General features: G+C 55.3%; 14 protein-coding genes and 2 pseudogenes. 8 read left to right on the top strand and 8 right to left on the bottom strand.

Features of this window, described 5'->3' with window-relative positions:
- Positions 1-133: 133 nt before the first annotated feature.
- Complete coding sequence (locus tag F556_RS0124275; RefSeq protein WP_020619602.1) at positions 134-805, bottom strand: hypothetical protein; 672 nt, start codon at positions 803-805, stop codon at positions 134-136.
- A gap of 558 nt (positions 806-1,363) precedes the next feature.
- Between F556_RS0124275 and F556_RS35060 the strand changes: the two genes are divergently transcribed.
- The 4 genes from F556_RS35060 to F556_RS0124300 all read left to right on the top strand — a co-directional run bounded on the left by F556_RS35060 (position 1,364) and on the right by F556_RS0124300 (position 4,604).
- Positions 1,364-1,507: a cytochrome c oxidase subunit 2A gene (locus tag F556_RS35060; protein ID WP_020619603.1), complete on the top strand. Its 144-nt coding sequence runs from the start codon at positions 1,364-1,366 to the stop codon at positions 1,505-1,507.
- A gap of 4 nt (positions 1,508-1,511) precedes the next feature.
- The gene (locus F556_RS0124285) at positions 1,512-2,000 is read left to right on the top strand and encodes a cytochrome c oxidase subunit II (protein ID WP_020619604.1); all 489 of its coding nucleotides are present in this window, start codon (positions 1,512-1,514) and stop codon (positions 1,998-2,000) included.
- Between the two features lie 311 nt (positions 2,001-2,311).
- Positions 2,312-3,946 (top strand): b(o/a)3-type cytochrome-c oxidase subunit 1, encoded by a 1,635-nt coding sequence (locus F556_RS0124290; RefSeq protein WP_157272931.1) that lies wholly within the window; start codon positions 2,312-2,314, stop codon positions 3,944-3,946.
- Positions 3,947-4,241: 295 nt separating this feature from the next.
- A complete protein-coding gene (locus tag F556_RS0124300; RefSeq protein WP_020619607.1) occupies positions 4,242-4,604 on the top strand; it encodes a hypothetical protein in 363 nt (120 codons plus the stop codon).
- Between the two features lie 19 nt (positions 4,605-4,623).
- Here the strand turns inward: F556_RS0124300 and F556_RS0124305 are convergent, their stop codons facing one another.
- From F556_RS0124305 to F556_RS0124320, 4 genes are all read right to left on the bottom strand, one after another.
- Positions 4,624-5,814: a Ger(x)C family spore germination protein gene (locus F556_RS0124305; RefSeq protein ID WP_020619608.1), complete on the bottom strand. Its 1,191-nt coding sequence runs from the start codon at positions 5,812-5,814 to the stop codon at positions 4,624-4,626.
- The gene (locus F556_RS0124310) at positions 5,807-6,910 is read right to left on the bottom strand and encodes a GerAB/ArcD/ProY family transporter (protein WP_020619609.1); all 1,104 of its coding nucleotides are present in this window, start codon (positions 6,908-6,910) and stop codon (positions 5,807-5,809) included. Before F556_RS0124310 ends, F556_RS0124305 begins: the two co-directional genes overlap by 8 nt.
- A gap of 15 nt (positions 6,911-6,925) precedes the next feature.
- A complete protein-coding gene (locus F556_RS0124315; RefSeq protein ID WP_020619610.1) occupies positions 6,926-8,557 on the bottom strand; it encodes a spore germination protein in 1,632 nt (543 codons plus the stop codon).
- Positions 8,558-8,698: 141 nt separating this feature from the next.
- Positions 8,699-10,726 (bottom strand): beta-galactosidase trimerization domain-containing protein, encoded by a 2,028-nt coding sequence (locus F556_RS0124320; RefSeq protein WP_020619611.1) that lies wholly within the window; start codon positions 10,724-10,726, stop codon positions 8,699-8,701.
- A 179-nt stretch (positions 10,727-10,905) separates the two neighbouring features.
- Between F556_RS0124320 and F556_RS0124325 the strand changes: the two genes are divergently transcribed.
- Positions 10,906-11,775 (top strand): helix-turn-helix transcriptional regulator, encoded by an 870-nt coding sequence (locus F556_RS0124325; protein WP_020619612.1) that lies wholly within the window; start codon positions 10,906-10,908, stop codon positions 11,773-11,775.
- Between the two features lie 118 nt (positions 11,776-11,893).
- On the top strand, positions 11,894-12,871 hold the full coding sequence (locus F556_RS0124330) for an aldo/keto reductase (RefSeq protein ID WP_020619613.1): 978 nt from the start codon (positions 11,894-11,896) through the stop codon (positions 12,869-12,871).
- Positions 12,872-13,713: 842 nt separating this feature from the next.
- On the opposite strand, the gene F556_RS0124340 is transcribed toward F556_RS0124330, so the two are convergent.
- Positions 13,714-14,616 carry a helix-turn-helix transcriptional regulator gene (locus tag F556_RS0124340; RefSeq protein ID WP_020619615.1) on the bottom strand — a complete coding sequence of 301 codons (903 nt, stop codon included), beginning with the start codon at positions 14,614-14,616 and terminating at the stop codon, positions 13,714-13,716.
- A 130-nt stretch (positions 14,617-14,746) separates the two neighbouring features.
- On the opposite strand from F556_RS0124340, the gene yicI reads away from it, so the two are divergent.
- Positions 14,747-17,065, top strand: coding sequence for an alpha-xylosidase (gene yicI / locus F556_RS0124345; RefSeq protein WP_020619616.1), 2,319 nt, complete (start codon positions 14,747-14,749; stop codon positions 17,063-17,065).
- A gap of 261 nt (positions 17,066-17,326) precedes the next feature.
- On the opposite strand, the pseudogene F556_RS38885 reads toward yicI, so the two are convergent.
- Positions 17,327-18,241: pseudogene (locus F556_RS38885) on the bottom strand (pectate lyase family protein); the annotation flags it as partial.
- 132 nt (positions 18,242-18,373) lie between these two features.
- Positions 18,374-18,877, bottom strand: a pseudogene (locus F556_RS38890) (RICIN domain-containing protein); the annotation flags it as partial.
- Positions 18,878-19,347: 470 nt separating this feature from the next.
- Between F556_RS38890 and F556_RS35075 the strand changes: the two are divergent.
- On the top strand, positions 19,348-24,543 hold the full coding sequence (locus F556_RS35075) for a bacterial Ig-like domain-containing protein (RefSeq protein ID WP_020619617.1): 5,196 nt from the start codon (positions 19,348-19,350) through the stop codon (positions 24,541-24,543).
- Positions 24,544-24,607 lie beyond the last annotated feature (64 nt).

Below are 24,607 nucleotides of genomic sequence, written 5' to 3' on the forward strand. Positions count from 1 at the left end.
TCACGCGCTGGATTAGGTGCACAATGTTACTTGAAATGCGGCATATGGTGATCACCCGCTGAATTAAGTGCACAATGTTACTTGAAATGCGCCACACAGTAGAGAAGTCCCAACTAGCCAGGTCCAACTAAAGCTACCATTCTTGATGTAGTGAAGGGATATAACCATACGAACAAACTCTTATTGCCTCTCCCGCGCTTAAGTGTGGTTGTAAGCGGCCTTTATCACAAAGAAGCTTCAGATACTTAACTGCGGTTCGTCGGCATACTTTTGCTTCGTTCACCACATCAATCGGCCGAAGGGGGCCGTCCCAGCGTGCAGCGAGCCGGAGGATTTCGCGCTCGATGAGGGTGTAGTCTTCTTTCTTGTCGGCCAGTGTCATGAGTGGGGACAGTAAGGCCCGGAAGAAGCCCAGGATCATCTCGGGATTCTCCTCCAGCTCATCATAGGGAACGGCGATGATGCGGTAGCCCATAACTTGAAGGTAGATCTCCCGATTGAGCTCGCGGCGGTAGCGGATGCGATCGGTTCTCTGGACATGGGGGCCATAGCCCTTAATTTCGATGACGAGCTTCAATGTTCCGCAGATCCACACCAAATCCAAGTAATATGGGTTACCTCGCCAGTCTCGTACTTCATACTCCGGATGCAAAAAATCAAAGTTACCTACCAGCGCGTACCAGATTCTCATCAAAAACATCCGCTCCCCATGCCCATGGCCCCGCTCTAACCGATTCCGACGCTCGCCAGTACAACTCCGAATATGCTTCTGTAGCCACGCTTGATAGGCTGCCTCAAATCCCATTCCATCGCCTCCCAGACGACAAAAAACGCCCCAATCCCCCCTGACAGGGAGGACGGGGCGTGCTTCGCCGCGTTCGTATTCTTCTATTATAAAGCGGCTTGGAACACTTGGCAACCAGGGAATCACACGCCTGCGCTCCCGCTGCCGGACCCCCACGCACGAACGGAGCACGTGAAGCTAGTGGTGGCTAATGGTTAGTCATTACAAACACACGCCTGCGCTCCCGCTGCCGGACCCCAATGCACGAACTGAGCACGGGGAGCGGGGGCATCCCGTCATGAGAAATCTATAATGCGTGGGCGGACTATTGTTGTTGAGACGTGTTGTTCGCGTGGTGGGGGAGATAAGCAGAGCTTAGCTGGCAGGATGGTTAGACGCTGTGGTGACTACCCCATCGCAACAAAAATCACTCCCTCACTACAGCCAAACAGCCGCAACGCTCTGTATGTAACACAACGTTAACAAACGGCACGGGTGCGATGTGATAGCAGTCACTGAGCAACCAGGCAGCCCACCTTACAATGGAGAAGGAACGCAAAGAGATAGGGAGGGCTCATAATGACTAAACCGCTTGGAAAGGAAGGCAAGTACAAGGACAAGGAGCCGACGCTGAAAGGGACATTTGCCTCCGTCCTGCTGCTGGCCTTATTTATCGTCGTTACATGGCTTGGCGTGTTCGTGTTATTCATAGCGAGGGGGTAGAGGGATGCATATTCATCGATTAGAAAAAATATGGATCGTCGTCGGCATTGCGATGCTCGGCGTGTTTCTGGTGGTCGTCGGCGTTGGGGCTTTCGCTATGGGGATGCAGCCTCCCGGCTCACACCATGACCATGCGCATCATACCGGCGCGATTGATCCGGAGAAGGTGGACGAGACGCCGCCATTTGACAATCCCAGACTGGAGCAAGTCGGAGACAAAGAGTACAACGCCTACATGGTGGGGTATGCCTTCGGTTTCTCGCCGGACAAAATGGAGATTCCGGTGGGGTCCACCGTTCATTTCCAGATTACGAGCAGCGACGTGGTCCACGGCTTTCAAATCCCGGGCACCAATGTGAACATGATGGTCGTCCCCGGCGAGGTCAACTACCTGAGCCACACCTTTACGGAGCCGGGGGAATACCTGATTCTGTGCAACGAGTATTGCGGCATCGGCCATGAATATATGGCAACCACCATTATTGTGTCATAAGAAAGGAGGGACCAACCATGACAAATCCAAAACAATCCTTGCCGCGCGAGGTGGCTGACAGGTCAGGCAGCGCTGGAAGAGGCGGCGAACCCACTGGCCCCTCCGAGACAACTGGTGATCCACATCAAGGAGCACTTGCGCACGCAGCAGAGGGGCACACAGCGGCCAAGTCAGCCGGTACCCCAGCCGAACATGCCGATCTATCGGCCAAGTCAGCCGGTACCCCAGCCGAATACGCCGATCTATCGGCCGAATCTACCGGCACGCCGGCTAAGCCTGCGGATACCCTGACCCAAAAAGCTGGTCTTCACATGCCGTATCCGCCCAAAGATGCGGCCATTGTCCTGAGTCACATTATATTCGCCTTCGCGGCCCTGCTGCTGGGCGGCGTAGCCGGCCTATTGCAAGGCCTGGTGCGCGGTGGCATGGTCGAGCTGCCTGCTGGTATCGGCTACTATCAGCTGCTCACTGCACACGGTGTCTTGATGGCGCTCGTATTTACGACCTTTTTCATCATCGGGTTTCTGTACTCGGGAATTGCCAATACACTGGGCGGCAAGCTGCTGCCAGCGACCCGGCGCTTCGCCTGGTTCGGCTTCGTCCTGATGGCATCGGGCACCGTGCTGGGAACCATCATGATCCTGCTCAATAAAGCGACGGTGCTCTACACGTTTTATGCGCCGATGCAGGCATCCGTCCTGTTCTATATTGCGCTGGTCCTGCTCGTTGTCGGCAGCTGGAGCAGCGGCTTCGGCATGATCTACCAATATCGCTACTGGCGTCGCAAGCATCAGGGCCAGCTGTCGCCGCTGTTTGCCTTCATGTCGATTGTGACTATGCTGATGTGGCTGATCGCGACAATCGGCGTGGCGGCGACGGTCATCCTGCAGTTTATCCCATGGTCGCTCGGCTGGGTAGATACGATTAATGTTATGATCAGCCGCACCCTGTTCTGGTACTTCGGTCATCCGCTCGTGTATTTCTGGCTGCTGCCGGCTTATATTTGCTGGTACGTGGTCATTCCGAAGATTATCGGCGGCAAAATATTCAGCGACGCCCTCGCGCGTCTCTCGTTTATCCTGCTGCTGCTGTTCTCGATCCCGGTTGGTTTTCACCATCAGCTGATGGAGCCCGGCATCTCACCGCTCTGGAAATACATCCAGGTCGTGCTGACCTTCATGGTGGTGATTCCGTCGCTCATGACCGCATTCTCCTTGTTTGCAACCTTTGAGATCAGCGGCAGGGAGAAGGGCGCCAAAGGGCTGTTCGGCTGGTTGAAATACTTGCCCTGGAAGGACGTCCGTTTCTTCGCCCCGTTCATGGGCATGCTGATCTTCATCCCGGCAGGCGCGGGCGGCCTCATCAATGCCAGTCATCAGATGAACGGTGTCATTCACAATACGTTGTGGGTAACCGGACACTTCCACTTGACGGTGGCTACCAGTGTAGCACTCACCTTCTTCGGCATCACCTATTGGCTCATTCCCGTCATCACCAATCGGGTGCTGACACCGGCGATGAACCGGCTCGGCATCATTCAGACCGTGATCTGGCTGGTTGGCATGTTCTTCATGTCGGGTTCCATGCATACCGCGGGTCTGTTCGGCTCGCCGCGGCGGACGGCCTATACGACGTACAATGATCATCCCGACGCCGTGCTATGGATGCCGTACCATGTGGCGATGGCAATCGGCGGCACGATTCTGTTCGTCGCGGTCATCCTGATGGTGTACAACATTTTTGCGATGATGCGTATGCCAAAAGGGGATACACCCTATCCGATCGGCGAGGTCTCGGATCAGGCGGAGCCGACGCCGAAGCTGCTGGAGAAATGGTGGATCTGGATCGTCCTCGTTGTTGTATTGATCTTGTTCGCGTACACCATCCCGGTCCTGGAAATGCTGGGTCAGTCGGGGCCAGGCTCGCCGCCATGGGTGACGTGGTAAGCATTACGACAATCGATGAGAACTTCATTTAGCGCCATATAACGAGAAAAAGAGGCGGATCCCAGGCGTCCTGACCAGGATGTGGGATCGCCTTTTTTGCATCCAAACCTAGGAGACCTCCAGATCGAATGACGGGGAAGACAGCGCACGGCGCATCGCGAGGTCCAGGCCCGAAGAAGCAAGGAGGGTCATCACATGGATTGGGACCGTCCAATAGAATATGGTATGATGGCTGGAACAGGTCTTGCGTCATTGGAGGCGCGGGCCGAGCACATAAACCGGAGAGGTGACAGGTATGAGCACGCCACATGAAGTAATCGTTCATTTATACAAGGACTGGGTGGATACGGCAAGAGAGGTATTCCGGGGATCCGGGCATCCGCTGGAGCCTCATCTGACGGATGACGAGATTGCCTACCAATATTTCCGGCTGCAGACAGAGACGGACGAAGCTGCCGAGGATATGAGTCAGCGCAACCGTGAGCGGATCGAGGTGTTGGAACGGACCATTCTCGAGAACCTGGACAGCGCCATTATCCCGGACATCCGTGCACGAACTGGCTATACAGGACATCAATTCATTTTCCGCTGGGTCTATGCGAGCGGCGAGCATATTATTGAAGAGCATTCGGAGTACCGCATCCCGTTACAGTCGTGAGGCGGGACACGGCACCCAGTTAATCCTCGATAAAGGAGCCAAAATCCGTAATCTGGAGTTCGTAGCTGAAGGTGACCTCCGAGTCGCTGAACACCTCATCCCAGCGGTCCTTCACTTTGCGCCACACCGAGGGATACTTAATCGCCAGCCGGTTGCCGAAGCCTGCGACATCGGTTTGGTATTTTTTTTGCAGCTTGCGAATCGATTCCTCCGTCATGTCCTTCAACTGTTTTTTAATGAGCTGGCTGACCTCCTCTTCATTCAGATGCGAAGAGGACGGCGCCTGGTCATTCCAGACCTCGATAATTCGCCCTTCCGTTGAGAGCTCCACGTGAAAAGAGATGTCATCACCGTCCACCTTAGGCGTTACTTTGCTTTTCATATCCTCCAATTCATAGGTAATGACGTTGTTATTCCCCTCATTCACCTTGATCGTCCCTGCTGTTCCTTCGTTTCGAATCCAGGCGAGGCATTGTGTATCCGTCTGATTCAGGGTACCGATCCATTTGCCGCTGGATCCCTTAATAATGCCTGCGCCGGATAACTCGACTTCCTCTCCGCCAGTCACCAGATTTTGCAGCATGAAGCTCCGTTCCGAATAGATCAGGGAATCGAGCCGGGACAGCGTGACAGGCTTCAGCACTTTGCTCGTGCGCGAGCGGTTGCGCAGCATGCCCATAATATGAAAGGACGGCACTTCGCTGGCAATGTTCGACTCCATGGTGGCTTTGGCCGAGCCTTGACTGACGAATACCATGGTACTGGGGCGAATATCATTATCCCGCAGCAGAAAATCCATCACATTCCCGATCGGCTGTTGCTTGAGGAGCTCGGCAGAGACAACAATGACTTTCAAGTGGTGACCGATAATAGGCTGGTCCAGACGAATGGAGAATTGCCGGAAGATCTCCAGTATAGAGTCGCCGCTGCCTGAAATGTTGATATACGGCTTTTTCTGATCCTGCTGCTTTTGAGAGTTGGTGCCGATCGTTTTCACTGGAACAATCTGAACGGTCGCCATCACTTTATTTTGCTTCGGATAAGTGGCCCCCTTGGCCTCGAACTCTTTTTCAATGGGGGCGGGTTCTCCCACATCCAATGCCAAGCCGCTGTACAAAGCCAGGTTCTCGATCTCCTGGCTGCTCCAGCAGCTGGTCAGCAGCAGCGTCATCAGACAGCTCAGCAGAAGCATCCGGATGCATCTAGCCATGAATCTGATCTCCCTTCTTGCGCAGCAGCCAGATCAGCAGCAGCGGTACGGTGACGAGCAGGAACAAGCCGATGGACATCATGCCGATGGCGTCCCCGACGGCGAATATATCCTGTATGCTTTTGGCCGCCATGGCAGAGAGGAAGATGACCGGAACCAGTGCGAATATAACTGGCTGTATCGATAGTTTGAAGAGCTGGGAGATGCCCAGCGAAGCCTGGTAGAAGAAGCTGCAAAAATTACAGAACATCTGCATCAGCCAGATAACCATAAGCGGGAACTCGAGCCGTTCGACAAAAAAACCGGTTACCTCAAAGCTGCGAATCAGATCGAGTGTCGGCCAGGTGCTGGTAATGACTGTATCGATGGACAACCCGCCGATCACAACAATCGCCGTCAGCAAGTAGAGCCCGAACGGGATGGCGATCCCGCCCAGCATCGCTTTGACGGCCTGCCCGGGATGCTGCATGAAGGCCACGATCGTCAGCACGACCTCGCATCCGGCATAGATCAGAATGGAGGATTTCAAACCGGCGAATATGGGCAGGAAGCCTTCGCCCAATACGGGACGCAGATGGTTAATATCGAACAGCCGCAGACTGACCCCATAGGAGAGGAGCAGAACAAATATCGTAATGGGAAACACAACCTGGTATACCCGTGCAATCGCATTGATGCCGCCCGAGACCAGATAGGTGCCGGCCCAGATGAACGGAAGCACGATGGCCCACATCGGCGTGCTCTCCAGCAGGAAGAACAAGGTTACCTCAGCCAGCACGCGGATTTCGAAGCCGCCGATGACAAGGAAATAGAAAATGAGCAGCAGGCATACGAGCTTGGCCGGAATGTGGCCGATAATACGCCCGGAGAATTGAAATATCGTCTGCCCGGGGAATTGCTGACAGAGCTTAACCATGATCAGAATGACAGGCATAATCAGGAGGCCGCCAAGTAGAATGGCAATCCAGGCATCCGGCGTCTGCATCGCTTTTGTTATACTGCGCGGCATCGTGAGGATACCGGCCCCGAGAACCGTATTGGTCAGGAATACGACCGCTTGCGAGGTAGTAATCTTATCGTCCGTACGAGTGAACACAGGGCAACCCTCTCCTTACGATTTCCGTTTGTTCTGCTGAGTCTTCATCATGGCTGGCCGTCGCTTCATGAGCGAGAGTGGAGCCCGGAAGAACAGATCCTTCCAGTCCCGCATCCGGAATGGGGTAATAGGAGTCAGGTACGGCACGCCGAAGCTCTTGAGCTTGCTCAGATGGCTGCACAGCAGCAGGAAGAAGAGAATGGTGCCAAAGATGCCCAATACGGCTGCAAATACCATCCCGATAAAACGGAGCATCCGCAGCGTGATGCCGGCGCTGTAGGTAGGGATGGAGAAGGAGGAGATGGCTGTGACTGCCACGACGATGACCAGGAACGGACTGACGATTCCTGCTTGCACGGCAGCATCTCCGATGATCAGACCGCCAACGATACCCATCGCAGGGCCGATCGGTTTGGGCAGCCGGATGCCGGCTTCCCGCAGAATTTCGATGGCTACCTCCAGAATCAGCACCTCGATCAGGGATGGAAACGGCACCCCCTGCCGGGTCTCGATGATAGAGATCGCCAGCTCGGTGGGAATCAGGCCCGGGTGAAACGAAATGAAGGAGATGTAGAGGGCGGGCGCCATCAGGGCCAGAAAGGCAGCGCCGAACCGCATGATCCGCAGCAACGAGCTGGGCAGCCACCGCTCATAATAATCCTCCGGCGATTGCAGGAGCATGCTGAAGGTGGCAGGCACAATAAGCGCAAAAGGGGTACCGTCCAGCAGGATGGCAACCCGGCCTTCCATGAGGGCATTGATCACCCGGTCAGGGCGCTCGGTATTCTGAACCTGCTGGAACGGACTGAGATAGTTGTCTTCAATTAACTGCTCCACGTATCCTGATTCTGCGAAAAAGTCCATGTCCATGCGTTCGATACGGGTTTGGACCTCCTTCAGCAGGTCGGGATTGACGAGATCCTTCATATAAGCCAGTACCAGGTCCCGCTGCATCCGTGTGCCGACCCGGTAGCTTGTGATTTCCAGCTGATCACTCATCCCTTGCCTGCGGAGCATGGAGGTGTTCTCGCTCAGAATCTCGGTAAAGCCGACGCGGGGGCCCCGCAGGAGCGCCTCTGACAAGGGCTCCAGGATGGGCCGGTTGCGTGCGTCAGGCTGCTCTATCAGCAGGCCGATAGGCATCCCCTCAATGAGCAGTCCGAAGTGACCAAAAAGGATGGCGTGGTTAAATCCATCGAGATTCGAGGCTTCCTGAAGCTGAAGGAAGGGGAGGCCGGCTTCGTCGGTCGAGGGGGATGCCAGTTTCTCAGCCGTTGCTTCGTACATCAGAAACGTCATGATCTTTAATTGAAGCAGACGGTCATTTTGCATGCCGTCCACGTACAGCAGCGTACCCCGGACACCTAATTGATGGAGTGTAAATTCGCGAAAGCACACATCGCTGTTCGCGCCGAGTTTATCCTGGATGTAACAGAGATCCTTATCATAATTTCCGCTGAAGGTGTTTCCCGCTTCTGAGGAAGGTTCGGATGGTGTGGTAGGTGCAGCGTCATGTAGATGCGTGCCTGTGCCGATAAAATGATACACTTTTTGATACAGCAAATGACCAAGGATGGGGACCAGTAGTGCGATACCAGCCATGCCCCAGGTACTCCAGTCGGGGATATATTCAATCATGGTCGACATGGCGTCAGATCCCCCCTGGATGAATGAATGACTAATTATGTTGAAGGTTTCCAAAGTTGGGTCGTTTTTATGCAAGGTTGGCATGCAAAAAGCCCGCTGTGCAGCCAGGGCTGCACGGCGGGTGGGAGGAATTAAGGAAGATTAGTATTGCAGCACAACCATCTGATGACAGCTGAACTCTGGCACGGTATAGGTGACAATACCATTCTGGTGTTCAAACGTGAGCGGATCGCCGGAAGGGGCGAGGTAGACTTCCTTTACTGTCTTATCCGTACGAATCTCGACCTGAATATCTCGCAGCGTTGGCAGATCCTCGATAATCTCAATGCCATTGCCTCGTTTCACCGGGGACCCATAGAGCAAATGCTGCACCAAGCGATTCTCGCCGGGCTGCTGCTGAAGCGTAACGACACCCTGTGCCGGGAGATTCGTGCGGAGCTGGCGTTCCGGCAGCAGACGATCCAGCGCATGCAGTACGAGTTCTCGCAGAACGAGGCTACCATTCTCGGCGTAATCCTGGAAGACGTCCCAGGCGATATAAATGCCGGACGAGCCCTCCGTCATGCCTGGTCCCTCAGGCTTCGGCCGCGGAGGCGTGTGCTGGTGCGAGCAGAAATGAGCAACCGCGCGATTGAAGTAAGGTTCGACGAGCATGGCGATCGCTTGGCCGCCTTCGGCCAGCTCGATCTGTTGAGCAGGCGCATACATGACGTGCGCAGCAGCAGGCAAGCCTGCGATGGGGAAATCGATCTGGACGTAGCTCGGCTGATACGGAGATGGCCCCAGATGAATGGCTCCCAGTTCGGCGAGCAGCGAATGGGCTGTGTCACAGGCAGTTTTACTGTGCGCATCGTTGGCGCCTGTACCGTGAGTAGCAGAGCTGCTCCGATCCAGGCCCGATTTGCCTGTGACGAGCAGCTTGCCGCCCCCGCGGGTGTAATCATCGAGTTTGCGTCTCAGCTCTGCATCGATAGAGATACGGTCGGGCAGAATCAGCACACGGTAGCGGGAAAAGTCTGCCTCGAGATCCAGGACATCGAAGAGCAGCTTGCCTTCGAGCATCATCCGCACCGCTCCGGTATCGGAAGCGCCTGTGCGTTCTTCCTGTTGGCCGCTCTCCTGCAAGGATTCGACACTGAGGATGCCGACATCCGCCAAGCCAGTGACATCACGGCACCAGGCTTCCTTGGTCTCGACTTCGGAGTAGGCGGCCCCGATCAGCGTATAGGTGGCCTCATCCATGAGACCTTCGGGATGCAACTGGTCACCGATCGAGCAGCGCGCCCCATTGGCCAGACTGAGGGCAGCTTCGTAACGCAGGGCGTTGGGATGCTTGTAGCCACCGAACTCGCCCCAGCTCGTATGGAACTTGCCGGTCATGCCGAGAAAATCCATCCCCAGCGGCTGCACGTAACGCGCAGATTGCGGGAAGTGGTCATACCCCCAGCCGCCGGTCGGCAGGGATTCCAGCTCCAGGTGCGTGTTGATATGTGCCAGATCCCGGCGGCCGCGACGGACATGTCCGTTATTATGGAAGACGGGCAGACCCGGCTTATGCTTGTGTACCGCCGCATTGGTTCGCTCGGCATACGTCTTATACGTGTTCTCCCAGATTGGCTGCATGTCGGCGGGATTAAGCGGGTCGCCGCCTTGCTCCCGTACCGTGGCCAGACAGCTATGGCAATAACAATTGCGAACCCCCACAATGTCCAGGAAGATCCCGTCGGCATCATAGCGTTGTACCACTTCTTCAATCTGAGCAACCAGAATGTCGAGATAGGGCGTGTTCATGCAGAACTCATGGTAGCCGGGAACCAGAAAATGCTCGGCCCAAGAGGTCTTTCCTTCCTTATTACGGGTCATCCATTCTGGATGCTGGACGGCCAGCTTCTCATCCAGGCCGGCGGACAGATAGACCGGCGTCTTGACGCCAATGGCATGGGCAGAGTCGATCATCTCACCGAGCAGGTCGAAGGACAGCTCGGGATGAATGGTATTGGCTTCGGACGGGTGATAGGCCCAGCCATGATGGCACTTGGAGAAGATGGTAATGGAGTCGACATGGCCGAGCTGCAGCATCTGTTGGAACTGCTCCTTCTCGAAGCGGGAGCCGATGCCGGGAATACGCTCAGACGTATGGAAATCGAGATGAACTTGACGAAAACGCATGAATGAACCACCTTTCTGGTCTTGAAGGATACCTCTAATGTAAGCGATTGCCCCACCATTCGAACAGAAACAATCTCTACATGCTTAAGCACAATCCCGACTAAACGGGGAGCAGGAAACCAGAGAAGGGCGGCGAATGCTAATAAGGAAGCGCTAAGCGCACTGGAGGAGGGAGAGCTATGGATTGTTTGGAGCTGCGCATCCCGCCGCTGCCGCAGCTGATTACGGCTGGGCACGGAATATGGGCACCGGGCACCCAGCATTTTCGGAGGACATTTGACGTTTATGATCTGATCTATGTGAAACAAGGTGCATTGTACATGACAGAAGAAGATCAGGCATATGTATTGGAGGATGGTCAGCTGCTCCTGCTGGAAGCCGGTAGAACGCATTGGGGACACCAGGTAACTGATGTGCCGACTGAGCTGTATTGGGTGCATTTTGCCCATCCCCATTCGCCCAAGGCCCAGCGCGGGGATGACATCCCGTGGTCCAGCCCGCTGCGGCGGGGGACGGACGAGGATGTCGCGCCTTCGGACCAATCCATGTTCCTGCCCAAAACCGCTACGGTCGACCCGGGACTGCTCGTGCCGCTGCTGGATCAAATCGTTGAGTTGGGAAGCACCCTCAGTCTGCAAAACGCACTCCGCTGGCATATTGCCGGGGCGGAGTTGTTCGAGCGGCTGCAGCGGGTGGTCATGGCGGAGTTGTCCTCGCGTTCGTTCTATCTGTCGGAATGTGCGGTGCAATATTTGCGGGATCATATGGCTCAGCCGTTTGACTCCAGGCAGATGGAGAGCGAGCTGCACTATCACTTCGATTACATCTCCCGCTGCTTGCGGCAGTACACCGGCATGAGTCCGCTGCAGTATCTGCACCGGCTGCAGATTGAGCGGGCGCGGACGCTGCTGGTCACGACCGGGTTGTCGATTCAAGAAATTGGCGAGCAGGTGGGGCAGCCTAACGGCAATTATTTTATCCGGTTGTTCCGCAAGCATCTTGGCTGTCCGCCTGGGGTTTACCGGGGCAGATTCCAGAACCGCGCTTAAGATGGCAGGGTAGCGATTGCAGATCATGCCCCAAGGGTAATAGGACAGAGGTTAGCTGGCAGGCTGGCCGGGCAATGCATGTTGCGCTTCAACAAAATCGTCTGGGAGGTAACAATTCATGAAGTTCACGTATTTGGGCAAAAGCGGACTGAAGGTAAGCAAGCTCTGTTTGGGAACGATGAATTTTGGCGTGGAGACGGACGAGAAGGAAGCTTTTCGCATCATGGATGCGGCGATTGACGCGGGGGTCAATTTTTTTGATACCGCCAATGTGTATGGACGCGAGAACCCTGGCTTGACCGAGGAGATCATCGGGCGCTGGTTCGCCCAGGGCGGCGGACGGCGAGAGAAGGTCGTGCTGGCTACCAAGTTCTATGGCGATATGAAGGATGAGGCAGACGGCCCTAACAGTGGCAGTGGTCTGTCCGCTTACAAGCTGCGCCGTCATCTCGATGCGTCGCTGAAACGGCTGCAGACGGATCATATCGAGCTGTACCAGATGCATCATAATGATCGCGTGGTAGGCTGGGATGAGCTGTGGGGTGCGTATCAAGTGGCAATCAACCAGGGCAAGGTCGGCTACATAGGGTCCAGTAACTTTGGCGCTCGCGACCTGGTCAAGGCACAATACGAAGCAAAAGCACGGGGAATGCAAGGTCTGGTCTCCGAGCAGCACAAATACAGTCTGCTGTGTCGTCTGCCGGAGCTGGAGGTTCTGCCAGCTTCGGAGGAGCACGGCATCGGCGTCATTGCCTGGAGTCCGCTCGACGGCGGTCTGCTGAGCGGCAACGCGCTCAAGCCGGTCGAAGGCTCGCGGCGCGCAAACAACCCCGACGGCGTCAAGCGCTACCGGAGCCAGCTGGAGCAGTTCGAGAAGGTGTGCAAGGAGATGGGCGAGCACGAAGCCAATGTGGCGCTGGCCTGGACGCTAGTTAACCCGGCCATGACGGCGCCGATTATCGGCCCGCGTACGCTGGAGCAATTCGAGTCCTCGCTGCGCGTGGTTGATATCGAATTCGACCAGCAGACGCTGGATCGCCTGGACGAAATCTTCCCTGGACCGGGTGCCGAAGGCCCGCGAGCTTACTCCTGGTAAGGAGTTAGAGAAGCAGGGCAAGAGCTCGGTTGCTTGGCTTACGTAAGCAAGGAGGAGCAAGAGCCCAAGTTGCTTGGCTTGCGCAAGCAAGGAGGAGCAGTAGCCCAAGTGGGCTTGACTGGCGCAAACAAGGAGGGGCAAGAGCCCAAGTTGCTTGGCTGGCTGGATTGTTCTGCACTAGGGTGCGCTCACTTTCGTGCTCCGCCCTGGAATGCTCTCACACTGACGTGTTCTGCACTATGGTGCGTAACGGCCATATTGACGCTTATTTCGACTTTTTTGGGAGCTATCACTTTCTAACGGCCACAGGCGCAGTTATTTCCATAAAAACGTTGGGAAAGCGGCGTACTTACGTAGAATAGCTGCTTATATGGCCGTTACAACTTCAAACTCCCATTTTAGGACGAAATAGCTGCTGTGGTGGCCGTTAGAATAAGAGTGGGCAGACGAATGACACCCTAACGCTTACGAAGTTCGTTCCCTTGGAAAACCAAAAGGAAATAGACCGCCCTCAACCTGAACTGCTGCCTCCAACGTTAGATGTCTAACCAATTGGAGCGCAGTTCACCAAAGGTAGCGGTCTATTTGCTAGTTTTGAGGGTGTACAAGAAGAACGAGTTGTCGACCACCTGCGGTAACGTTTGTGTAAAAACCTTAGTGGCCAAATCAGACAGCAGGGGCGTGATGCCATACTTGCTATCAAGACTTGGGGAGAGCAGCGTGGGGGGAACGGTGGCATGAAGGCGAGGCGGACGACCCCGTTGACTCGCTCCTGCCATCTGACAAAGCGTTACCATGGTAAGTTTTCACCAAAAAACGCCTCATGAGACGCCTGGCGAACGTTAGAGCAGTGAAAAACCGTTCTGCTCCACTTCCCCTGCCGCCTTGCGGTAAGCGGAGGGAGTGCAGCCGTAGTGCTGCTTGAACACGCCGATGAAATAGCTCACGTGATTGAAGCCGACGTCCATGGCGATGTCGGTCATTTTGTTGTCTGTGCTGCGAATGAGACGGGCGGCTTGCTGCATCCGGTATTGATTCAGATAGTCGACAGGATTGCGGCCTGTCATGTCCTTGAAGAAGCGGCAGAAGTACGCCTCGCTCATCGAGACGGAACCCGCCATGTCCCGCAGGCGCACGGCTTCGCTGTAATGGGACTGGATATAGCCGATCGCCTTCTTGAGCCGCTCCACCTTGTACTGATCAGCGGCGACCCGGGTGCGGTCAGCGGCGGGTTCACTTAGACGCACCAGGTCGGCCAGCACGAGCAGCAGCAAACCTTTGGCTGTCAGTTCATACACTGGCGGACGTTCCGCGTGCAGTCGGAGCAACTGCTGGAGCAGCTCCAGCAGTGTTCGGTGCGCCGGCTCCTTGTTCGTGAGATGAACTGGCGCCAGATGACGGCCCTGCAGCAGCGGGTCGAGGTACTGTACCTGCAGGGTATCATCCGCAGCGCTTCGAATCAGATCGGGGTGGAACACGAGTGCGCGAAACGCGCAGTCGCGACCCTCCAGCGCCTCATGCAGCTCGCCGCTGTTGATGAACAGGGCTTCGCCTGCTTGCACCTCGTAGCTCTGGACCCCGACCCGGAATACCGCCGAGCCCGAGGTGACCAGCAGCAGCTCCAGCTCGGTATGCCAGTGCAGCTCCATGAGTGGCTCCGAGCCGATAGGCGCATAATCATAGAGATTGGCAGGGTAGAGGGGATCGCCATGCAGACGTTTTTCCTTCAACTGCTCCTTGTTCACTGATGGGGACCTCCTTTCGTATGCGTATTTATTCGAAGGTCAAAATAGTGATATAAAAAAGCAAAATACATCAAGTTTTTTGCTATCGAAGTTCAATATAATTGTACTATACGAAACGGAGGGATACGAAGTGAAATTTTCAGACGGTTATTGGCAAATGCGTGAAGGCGTTTCCATTCAACATCCCGTTGAAGTACGCGACACCATCGTCAGTGAGGACAAGCTCTCTCTTCATGTAGCAACCAAAAACGTAGTACGCAAGGGCGATACACTTAATGCGGCACTGCTGAATGCAGAGTTCAGCTCCCCAATTCCGAATGTCATCAAGGTCAAATATACGCATCATGCAGGCAAGCGCAAGCGGGGTCCCGAGTTCCAACTGGCCCAGGATGCGAACCATAAAGTATCTATCGTGCAGGAAGAGGAGCATGCCGTTCTGACCAGTGGCGATCTGAGCGTTCGCGTTGGTACAGGCGCATGGGGGGCTGAGTTCTCCTACCAAGGCAAGCCGCTTACCCGCACAGGCAATCGTGGCGCAGGCCATATCAAGACGGCTGACAAGGAAGTGTATTTCCGTGAGCAGCTCGGTCTGGGCGTAGGTGAGAGCATCTACGGTCTCGGTGAGCGCTTCACACCATTTGTGAAGAACGGCCAAGTCGTCGACATCTGGAATGAAGACGGCGGCACGAGCAGTGAGCAAGCCTATAAGAACGTACCGTTCTATCTGTCCAGCAATGGCTATGGCGTGTTCGTCAATCATCCGGAAAAAGTCAGCTTCGAGATCGGCTCCGAGGTTGTCTCCAAGGTTCAATTTAGCGTCCCCGGCGAGGGGCTGGAATATTACATCATCGGTGGCGCGACGCCGAAGGAAGTCCTGGCGAACTACACCGCACTTACGGGTAAACCAGGTCTGCCGCCAGCATGGTCGTTCGGTCTGTGGCTGACGACATCGTTCACAACCAACTATGATGAAGAGACCGTCAACAGCTTTATCGACGGCATGGCTGAGCGTGACTTGCCATTGCATGTGTTCCATTTCGACTGCTTCTGGATGCGCGAGTACCAGTGGTGTGATTTCGAATGGGATCCGGCTGTCTTCCCTGATCCACAAGGCATGCTGCAGCGTCTGAAGGACCGCGGCCTCAAGATCTGCGTCTGGATCAACTCCTACATCGGGCAAAAATCGCCGCTCTTCCAAGAGGGCATGGACAATGGCTATCTCGTGAAGACACCGGAAGGCGATGTATGGCAGTGGGATCTGTGGCAAGCGGGCATGGGTCTGGTCGACTTCACCAACCCGGAAGCAACCGAATGGTACAAGAACCACCTGCGCCGTCTCGTCGACATGGGCGTGGACAGCTTCAAAACGGATTTCGGCGAGCGTATACCGACCAATGTCGTGTACCATGATGGTTCCGATCCACAGAAAATGCATAACTACTATACGCAGCTGTACAACAAAGCAGTATTCGAAGTACTGGAAGAGAAGCTTGGCAAAAACGAAGCGATGCTCTTCGCGCGTTCTGCGACCGCTGGCGGTCAGCAGTTCCCAGTACACTGGGGCGGCGACTGCTCGGCCAACTACGACTCCATGGCAGAGTCGCTGCGCGGCGGCTTGTCGCTCGGCCTGTCCGGCTTCGGCTTCTGGAGCCATGACATCAGTGGCTTCGAGCACACGGCACCACCGGATATCTACAAGCGTTGGGTTGCCTTTGGTATGCTGTCCTCTCATAGCCGCCTGCACGGCAACCAGTCGTACCGGGTGCCTTGGTTGTTCGGCGAAGAAGCGGTTGACGTACTCCGCAGCTTCACCAAGCTCAAAAGCAGCCTGATGCCGCACCTTTTCGCCAGCGCCATCGAGTCCTCCACAGTAGGCGTACCGATGATGCGGGCCATGGTGCTGGAGTTCCCAGAGGATCCAACGGCTCATCAGTTGGACCGTCAGTACATGCTGGGCGAGCGTCTGCTCGTGGCGCCAGTCTTCCGTGAAGACGGAGACGTGCAGTACTACGTACCGGAAGGCCGCTGGACCAACTTCATCACTGGCGATGTGGTTGAGGGCGGACGCTGGGTGAAGGAGAACCATGGTTACCTGACACTGCCGTTCCTGGCACGTCCGAACAGCCTAATCGCTGTTGGTGCCAACGACCAACGTCCTGATTACGACTACGCTGATGGCGTGTCCCTGCACTTGTTCGAGCTGGCTGACGGCGCATCTGCAACCGAGCAGGTGTACAGCACGAAGGCAGAACTGCAGCTGACTGCGAAGGCGGAGCGTAATGGCTCGCAGATCATTGTGACAGTCGAAGGCGCAACCCAGCCATGGAACGTCGTCCTGCGCAACATCGCAGGCGTTGCCTCCGTGGACGGCGCCGAGTCGTCAGAGAGCGCAGAAGGCCTCAAGCTGAGCGCTGCCGCAGGCACATCGCGCATCGTCATCAATCTCTAATCGAACGCAAGCAACGGCATTCTCCATGTGGAGGGTGCCGTTTTTTTGTTTTCAGCTTGAAAAAGGAAATCCGCACGCTGCTAATGAACAGGTGCGGAAAGTTATAGGCTGCCCTCAAAACGGCCGGAGAGGTACGGAATCGAATCTGGTCAACGAAAGCATCCGCTGCCCCCGGATTTCACCCCTACAGGGGTAAAAATCAAAGAAATCTGGGGACAACAGCGATCGGAAGATCGATCCGTGACTGTAGGCTTTCTTTTTCTAAGGATTAATCTTGCCAACCCCCGCATATTGCGTGACGAGCTGCTTCACATGATCCGGGTGGTCGAGGCTATAGCTGTAAGGCGGCGTATAGCTGACGGTTGAGGTTGTTGGCATGCTGCCTGTACTGTTGATGTACTGGTTGTTCGCGACATGCCAGAAGCCGGTTTGATTACTGTACCAGTAGCCGAGCGGGTTAGTGGAATTCTCGAAGACGTTATTCTCCACGCGCAGCTTGGCGCCCATTCGGGAGTTGATGCCAGTCTCCAGAATATGGTCAAAATAGTTGTTGTACAGATGGCCCTCGCCATAACGGAAGCTCGGGACGCGGGAGTTCAAATTGCTGAACCAGTTGTGGTGAAACGTGATGTTGCGCTGGGCATTGTCGCTGTCGGAGGAGCCCATCAGCATCGACTTCCAGGCATCATGCACATAGTTCCAAGAGAAGGTAATATTATAGGCATCCCGCTTCACATCGAACAGCCCGTCATAATAATCCTTGTGCACATCCAGGCTGTGATACAGCTCATTGTGGTCAATCCAGATATTGCTCGAGGGTCCTTCAATACTGATGGCATCCTTGTCACCGATGTTGACTTCCCGAACGGTAACATTGCGGATGATGATGTTGTCCGCCCGCCAGATTTTCAGGCCGATGCCATGGAATACGCCACGGGTACCGACACCGAGGATGGATACATCCGAAATGTCTTTAATATCAATTTTGTTGGCGCTCGTGTTAGAAGGCGTAATCGTGCCGTCGACATAGATTTTCAATGGCGTGCCCGCTGGTTTGCTCGACAGAGCCTGCAAGAGCTGGTTGCCTGTGCTGACAGTTACGCTTGTGCCGCCTTCACCACCGGTCGTGCCGCCACCGAGTGTGGCGAACCCTTGCATACTGAAGTCCGGAGCATTGGGATCCCCGCTGCCTGGTTCTTCACCCTCTCCGTTGCCGGGATCCCCGCCGCCGGGCTCTTCACCGCCAGGGTCTCCACCACCCGGATCCCCGCCGCCAGGATTGCCTCCGCCCGGTTGGCCGACCTCAATGATTTCCCATTGCTGATGCGCAACGCCGGTATACGATCGTTGAACCGCTTGGGTGCCATCAGCTTGGGATCCGCTCGGAATTTCCAGCGCTTTATTACTGTTCTTGTTGATCAGACTGAACACACCGCCGCTGCGGGCCTCAATCTTCCAGGCGTGGGCCTGACTTTTTCGTTCACGCATCTGGACGACCTCGGCGCCCTCGGCTTTAGATTTATCGAGAATGTAGGGGAGCTTGCCGCTATGCTGACTGATGAGATGATAATATCCGTCGCCGATGGCTTCGATCTTCCATTGTTGCACCTCGAGATCATTGCGTGCCCATTGCACCAGCGGGGCATCATCGTGAACCGCCCATTCGTAGACATCGAGCGCTTTGCCGCTGTTCTTATTGAGGAGCACATAACTTTTAGCTGGATCAAAAGACGGAGCAGCTGCAGCAGGAACCACAGCCATCAGTGAGGACACCAGAGCAACGATCAGGAGAAAGGACAAGCTTTTACGCATGAATACACATCCTTTTCTGTTCAGTTTGGGTGGTGCTCGAAGGATAGATTAGAATGATAGCGCTTTCGGTATTAGCCTCCTTTGGTGTGAATCATGGTGAACGGCTGCACTGACACCTCATCGGCATTCCCCCTTTCACACTGCGATCGTAGCATGGGTAGGGGATAACACCAATAATCACTTGATCAGGTATCCAAAAATACATCTTTTTCCCATCTAACACGTGATGGAATGTGAAGCAATGATTATGCGCAACGCATAGCTTTTCTATATAGAGTGGGGCATCCGGCGAAACCCGGGTGATCATTGGCTCAGTTTTGATGGGTCTCATAGCTGTTCAATCCCTTGCACCACTGAAATATGAGCTAATGATTATTGTGGTTACAGGCAGAGTGGACTAATATGAAAACGCTTGCAATTACATAGAGAGGGTGATGGATGCATTGAGACAATTACCGAGGTGGAACGCAATGCTTGTCCTGACATTAGCTGTTCTGGTTTTCTTGTCCTCAGTTCCGTTGGCTGCAGCTCAAGAGCAACCGAGCGACCCGGCTGAGGAAGCTCAGGGTGCTGTCAACGAAATACAGGTAGATGCTGTAACGGATTCAGGACTTGGCGACTGGCTGTTCAGCGCATTTGGCGGCAACACAAGCAGCGAGCGGAATCCCCGGCCTGCGCCCCAGGAGGATGGGTCAATCGTCATGTCAGCCACAGGTGGCAAAGTAGCCTCTGGCGATGAAGGGCTGTCGTTTCTGTACCAGCCGATCCCTGCGGGGAGCAGTGCCGAGCTGAAGGCAAAGATTACGGTGCACAGCTTCAATCAGAATAGCGCGATCAGCACCCCAAACCAGAAATCGTTTGGCCTGATGCTGCGGGAGAGCGTGGGCGAGCACGGCAATTCGTCGACGCAGACGACGAGCTACGCGGCGGTTGGTGTGCTGGATACCGTCATGAAGAGCTTCTATAAACAGCAGGGCACACAAACTAAGCTACCCGCCTTTGACGGGGCGGCTCTGCCGAGCGGCGGGCAGGAGTATACGTTCGGAATCCGCAAATTTGGCGACACGGTCGAACTTAGGGTAGGGGAGGATACTCAGGTCATTACGCTGGACGGTGCGCTCCAGGGCCCAATTTATGGCGGTTTCTATGTCGCCAGGGATGCGGAGATCACCGTTAGTGATTACACACTGGAGGTGGATGACCGTCTCATTACAGCGCTGGAGACCGATAGTACAGCAATGAAGACGGACTACCGAATCGGTGAACCGCTCCGTTTGGATGGTTTGCAAGTCCGGGCATTATTCGATGAGGGGCTTGAGCAGCAGCTGGAGCCAGGTGACTATATCGTCACCGGCTTCGACAGCAGCCAGGCCGGAACGCAGACGCTGATGATTCATTATAAAGGTGCTACCGCAGCAGTTGAACTCCGTGTTACGGCGCTGGAGTTAAATGAGCTGCGGATCAAGTATTACCCGGCACGGACTGTCTATTACCCTGGTGACGGGCTGGATCTTCAAGGGCTCATACTGGAGGCCGTATATGATGATGGATACCGGGTAGAGGAATTGGCCAGCGATGCTTATACCGTCTCGGTGAACGGAGAGCCGGTATCCGAAGGGGCATCTTATGTACTCTCGGACCCAGGTGAGTCGATGGTTACCCTCACTGCGCTTGATGCGCCGTCGGTTAGCGTGTCGTTCCCGGTCACAGTGCGGGCGGCCACTCTCGCCCAACTGGAGATCCGGCAGGCTCCCCTGAAGACCATTTATTATCTCGGGGATGAGCTGCAGTTAGAAGGTCTGGTGCTCTACGCGATCTATAGTGATGAGAACCGGGTACGGCTGACACCGGGCGAATATGAGGTGTCTTCCCTGTCCACAGATAGCCCGGGTGAGCGGGAGATCGTCTTTACCTATAAAGGCTTGACTGCACAGCTTCCGGTTACCGTCAAGACGAGGGAACTGGAGGGTCTCGTCATTACCGCGTACCCGCAAACGACGTATCTGGTGGGCGAAGTCTTCGATCCAACCGGGCTGGAGGTGTCAAAGCGGTATGATAACGGGGACCTGGAGCTCTATATCGACTACAAGACAGATACATCTGCGGTGGATCGCTCTCAGCCGGGGACCTACAGGGTCGCCATCGAAGCAGCAGATGAGGAATTGGCTTCGATTGAGCTGCCAATCACAATCCGCGCATCGGCCAGGCATGAATGGGAAGTGATTCGGTTTGGCCAGTCGACCTCATCTGCGAACAACCGCGTGAATCTACTCGACAATGGAGAGATCGAGCTGATTGCGCTGGAGGGCGGCGGCAAAGTGACGGGTGACCATGACGGCATCTCCTTTTACTACACGGAGCTGGATGCAGAGCAAGACAACTTCACCCTCTCTGCCGACATTCATGTAGCGGCCTATGCGAAGACGCCGCATGATGGTCAGGAATCCTTCGGCATCATGGCAAGAGATGTCATCGGCGCACCGAATACCAGCAGTGTCTTTGCTTCAAATATCGCTGCTATTGGCGGCTACAGCGGCGGGACACGTCTGGATAACGGCACGCAGCTGTTCGTCCGCACAGGTGTCGAGTCGCCTGACGGAGCGGGCAGCCAGGGAATCAAGGCAATTATGCTGGATCAGTCACGTCCAGGGCCAAGCAATACCCATCCTGCTGAGCCTTACCGTCTTACGCTCTCCAAGACAAACAGCGGGTTTATGGGCCGTTTGAATAACGGGAGCGAAGAAATCGTATTCGAGCCGGATATTTTGAAGGTCCAGGACAGTGACACAATGTACGTCGGCTTCTACGTGGCCCGGCTGGCCACGATCCGGGTGAGCAATATCGATCTGAAGGTGACGGCAGCGGCAACTGACGCGCCGCAGGTGTTGCCGGAGCCGGAGCCAGTTACTCCTGAACTGGAGGTTCTCTCGCGGCTCCAGTCCTCCGAGAGTGATTATCGCCTTATTCTGCGATCCAATGCGGATGGCGTAGTTACCGTCAAGCAGGGACTGGTGGTGATTGCAGAGGATCTGGAGATGACAGCAGGCGAGCGGCTAGTCATTCCGGCTACACTCACAGAGCAGAGCGGAACCAGCTTCAGCCTCAGCTTCCTGCCGGACGATACGCAGCGGTTGACCGACTATGACCGGATTGTCCGGAACGTGACGGTTGCGATGAGGAGCTATCAAGAGGGAGCAGACCTGCAAGTGACTACGGTTGGATCACCAGACGGCGATGGCAGCTTGGAGTGGCCTCTGGACCTGGACACGGCTGTTGCCTACGTCATGCCCGGTCAGCGAATCGTGGTCCACGACGGACAATATGTCCGCAGCTCTAGTCTACAGATTGCCAAGTATAACGACGGCCGCCCGGATGAGATGAAAGTGATGATAGCTGCTCCGGGAACAAGGCCTGTCATCGATTTTGACCGTCGCTCGGAAGGCGTGGTGCTCAGCGGTGACTACTGGCACATCCAGGGTCTCGATTTTGCCCGGTCGGCTGGCAATACGAAGGGCTTCACTGTCGGCGGCAGCCACAATATCGTCGAGAACAGCCGTTTTTACGAAAATGGGGACACGGGGCTGCAGATCAGCCGGACGGACACGTCGGAGAATGACCCGGCCAACTGGCCGTCTCACAATCTGATTCTGAACAGTACGGCATTTGACAACCGCGATCCGTCCGATAACAACGCCGATGGCTTCGCGGCTAAGCTGACCTCTGGCGTCGGTAACGTGTTCCGGGGTTGTATTGCCCACAACAACATCGATGATGGCTGGGATCTCTATACGAAGGCCGGCACCGGGGCCATCGGTCCGGTTCTGATCGAGAACAGCATCGCTTTCAACAATGGGTTCCTCACCGATGGTACGATTGGGGCTGGAGACCAAAATGGCTTCAAGCTGGGCGGCGAGGGCATCCATGTGCCGCATGTCATCCGCAACAGTATGGCCTTCGGCAATGGGGCCTACGGCTTCACCAGCAATAGTAATCCCGGGGTTATTGCCAGGGACAACATTGCTTTTGATAACGCGGGAGGCAACCTGAGCTTCACAACCTACCCGGGAATCGACACGGATTTTACACTGGAGCGCTTTGTTTCCTTCCAACTGAATCATCAGGTACGAGATGCTTATCCGGCCCGTCTGGCTTCACCAGACAATTATCTGTTCAATGGAACCATATCAGCGAACAGCGAGGGCGTACAGCTGACGGAGGCCAACTTCGCCAGTCTGGAGTCTGTAGTGGCCTATGAGCGTGACGCGAACGGAGATATCATCTGGGGCGACTTCCTGCGCTTCCTCGCTCCGCAGACGGAGGAGCCGGGAACACCGGGCAACCCGCCGGGCGGCGGCTATATTCCGCCGGTTGCACCACCAGTGCCGTCCACTGTCTCAATCCAGAATGACGGTAGTGTACGAATCAATCCAACAAGGGAAGTTTCAGCAGATGGTGTGGTTACTTTCCATATAACCGATTATGAATTAAACGCTGCGGCCGGTTTGGCAAAGCCGGGTGTGAATGGAAAGCGCGTGGTGGTTCTGGAGGCCAACGGCGGTTACTCCGGGGAAGAACAGGAAGGGACCGTCTACAGTTTCGACTTGCCGGCACAAGTGCTTCGCCAGGTCGGAAGCGAGAATCTAATCGTAGAACTGTCCGTGCCAGGGGCCACCATGATTGCCCCATCCACGCTCATTGGTGAGCAGAAGTATTCAGATGCCAGTCGAATTCAAATTACCGTAACAGCAAGCGCAGATGTTCCAGAGATTGCTGAGGCAGGACTGCCTGAAGGCACAATTACTCAGGCTTGGGAGCTGCAAATCGATATCGACGGAGAGCTGATGGGGGATGAATTGGCCTCTCCAATCGCCATTAAGCTGAGCTATACTGCTGGAGAATTGGCGGAAGACGCTCAACCGGCAGTCTATCAGTTAACTGGACTGTCAGGCGTGGAGCCGGTTCTGCTGGAAAGCATCTACGACGCAAGCGAGGGGCAGATCAGCTTTGCCGTATCGCATAGCAGCAAGTTTATCATCTACGTCGCAACAGGTGAATCTGTGGAGGAGGAAGTTCAATTCCAGGATGTGTCTGCTGGATACTGGGCATATGAGGCGATCCGCCAATTGTCGGAGACTGGAATAGTCCGGGGGGTATCCGCCGACCGCTTCGATCCGACCCGCTCGATTAGCAGGGCAGACTTTGCGCTGCTGCTTGTCCGGGCACTGGATCTCAACACAGGAGACGACGCTCGAACCAGTGAAACAGCGGACAGCTACAATAGCGAGCCATTCATCGATGCAGATACGGAATCATACTATTATGAAGAGCTGGAACAGGCCCGCATCCACGGCATTGTTCGGGGCGGCGCGGATAACAGATTCCGTCCGCATGACGCCATCAGCCGTCAAGACATGATGGTCATGCTCGCCAGAGCGCTACGTGCTGCAGGCTACGGCGGGCTGGAGCTCACGGAAGGGCTTGGCGTGCTGCGCGAGTTTGTCGACAGTGGAACTGTTGCAAACTATGCCGCATTGGATATTGCTGCGCTCGTTAAGGCAGGGCTGGTGCAGGGCGATCCACAGGGACAGCTCATGCCGCTAGCCGCAGCCTCCCGTGCTGAAGCGGCAGTTTTGATCTATCGGACCCTGGGTCACATGAACTTGTAAAAGCTAGACTTGAACATGTTCAAAAACGTATGGAAAGAGGTGCAGAACTGCACCTCTTCATGCT

The organism is Paenibacillus daejeonensis DSM 15491 (genome assembly GCF_000378385.1).
GTDB lineage: Bacteria > Bacillota > Bacilli > Paenibacillales > Paenibacillaceae > Paenibacillus_D > Paenibacillus_D daejeonensis.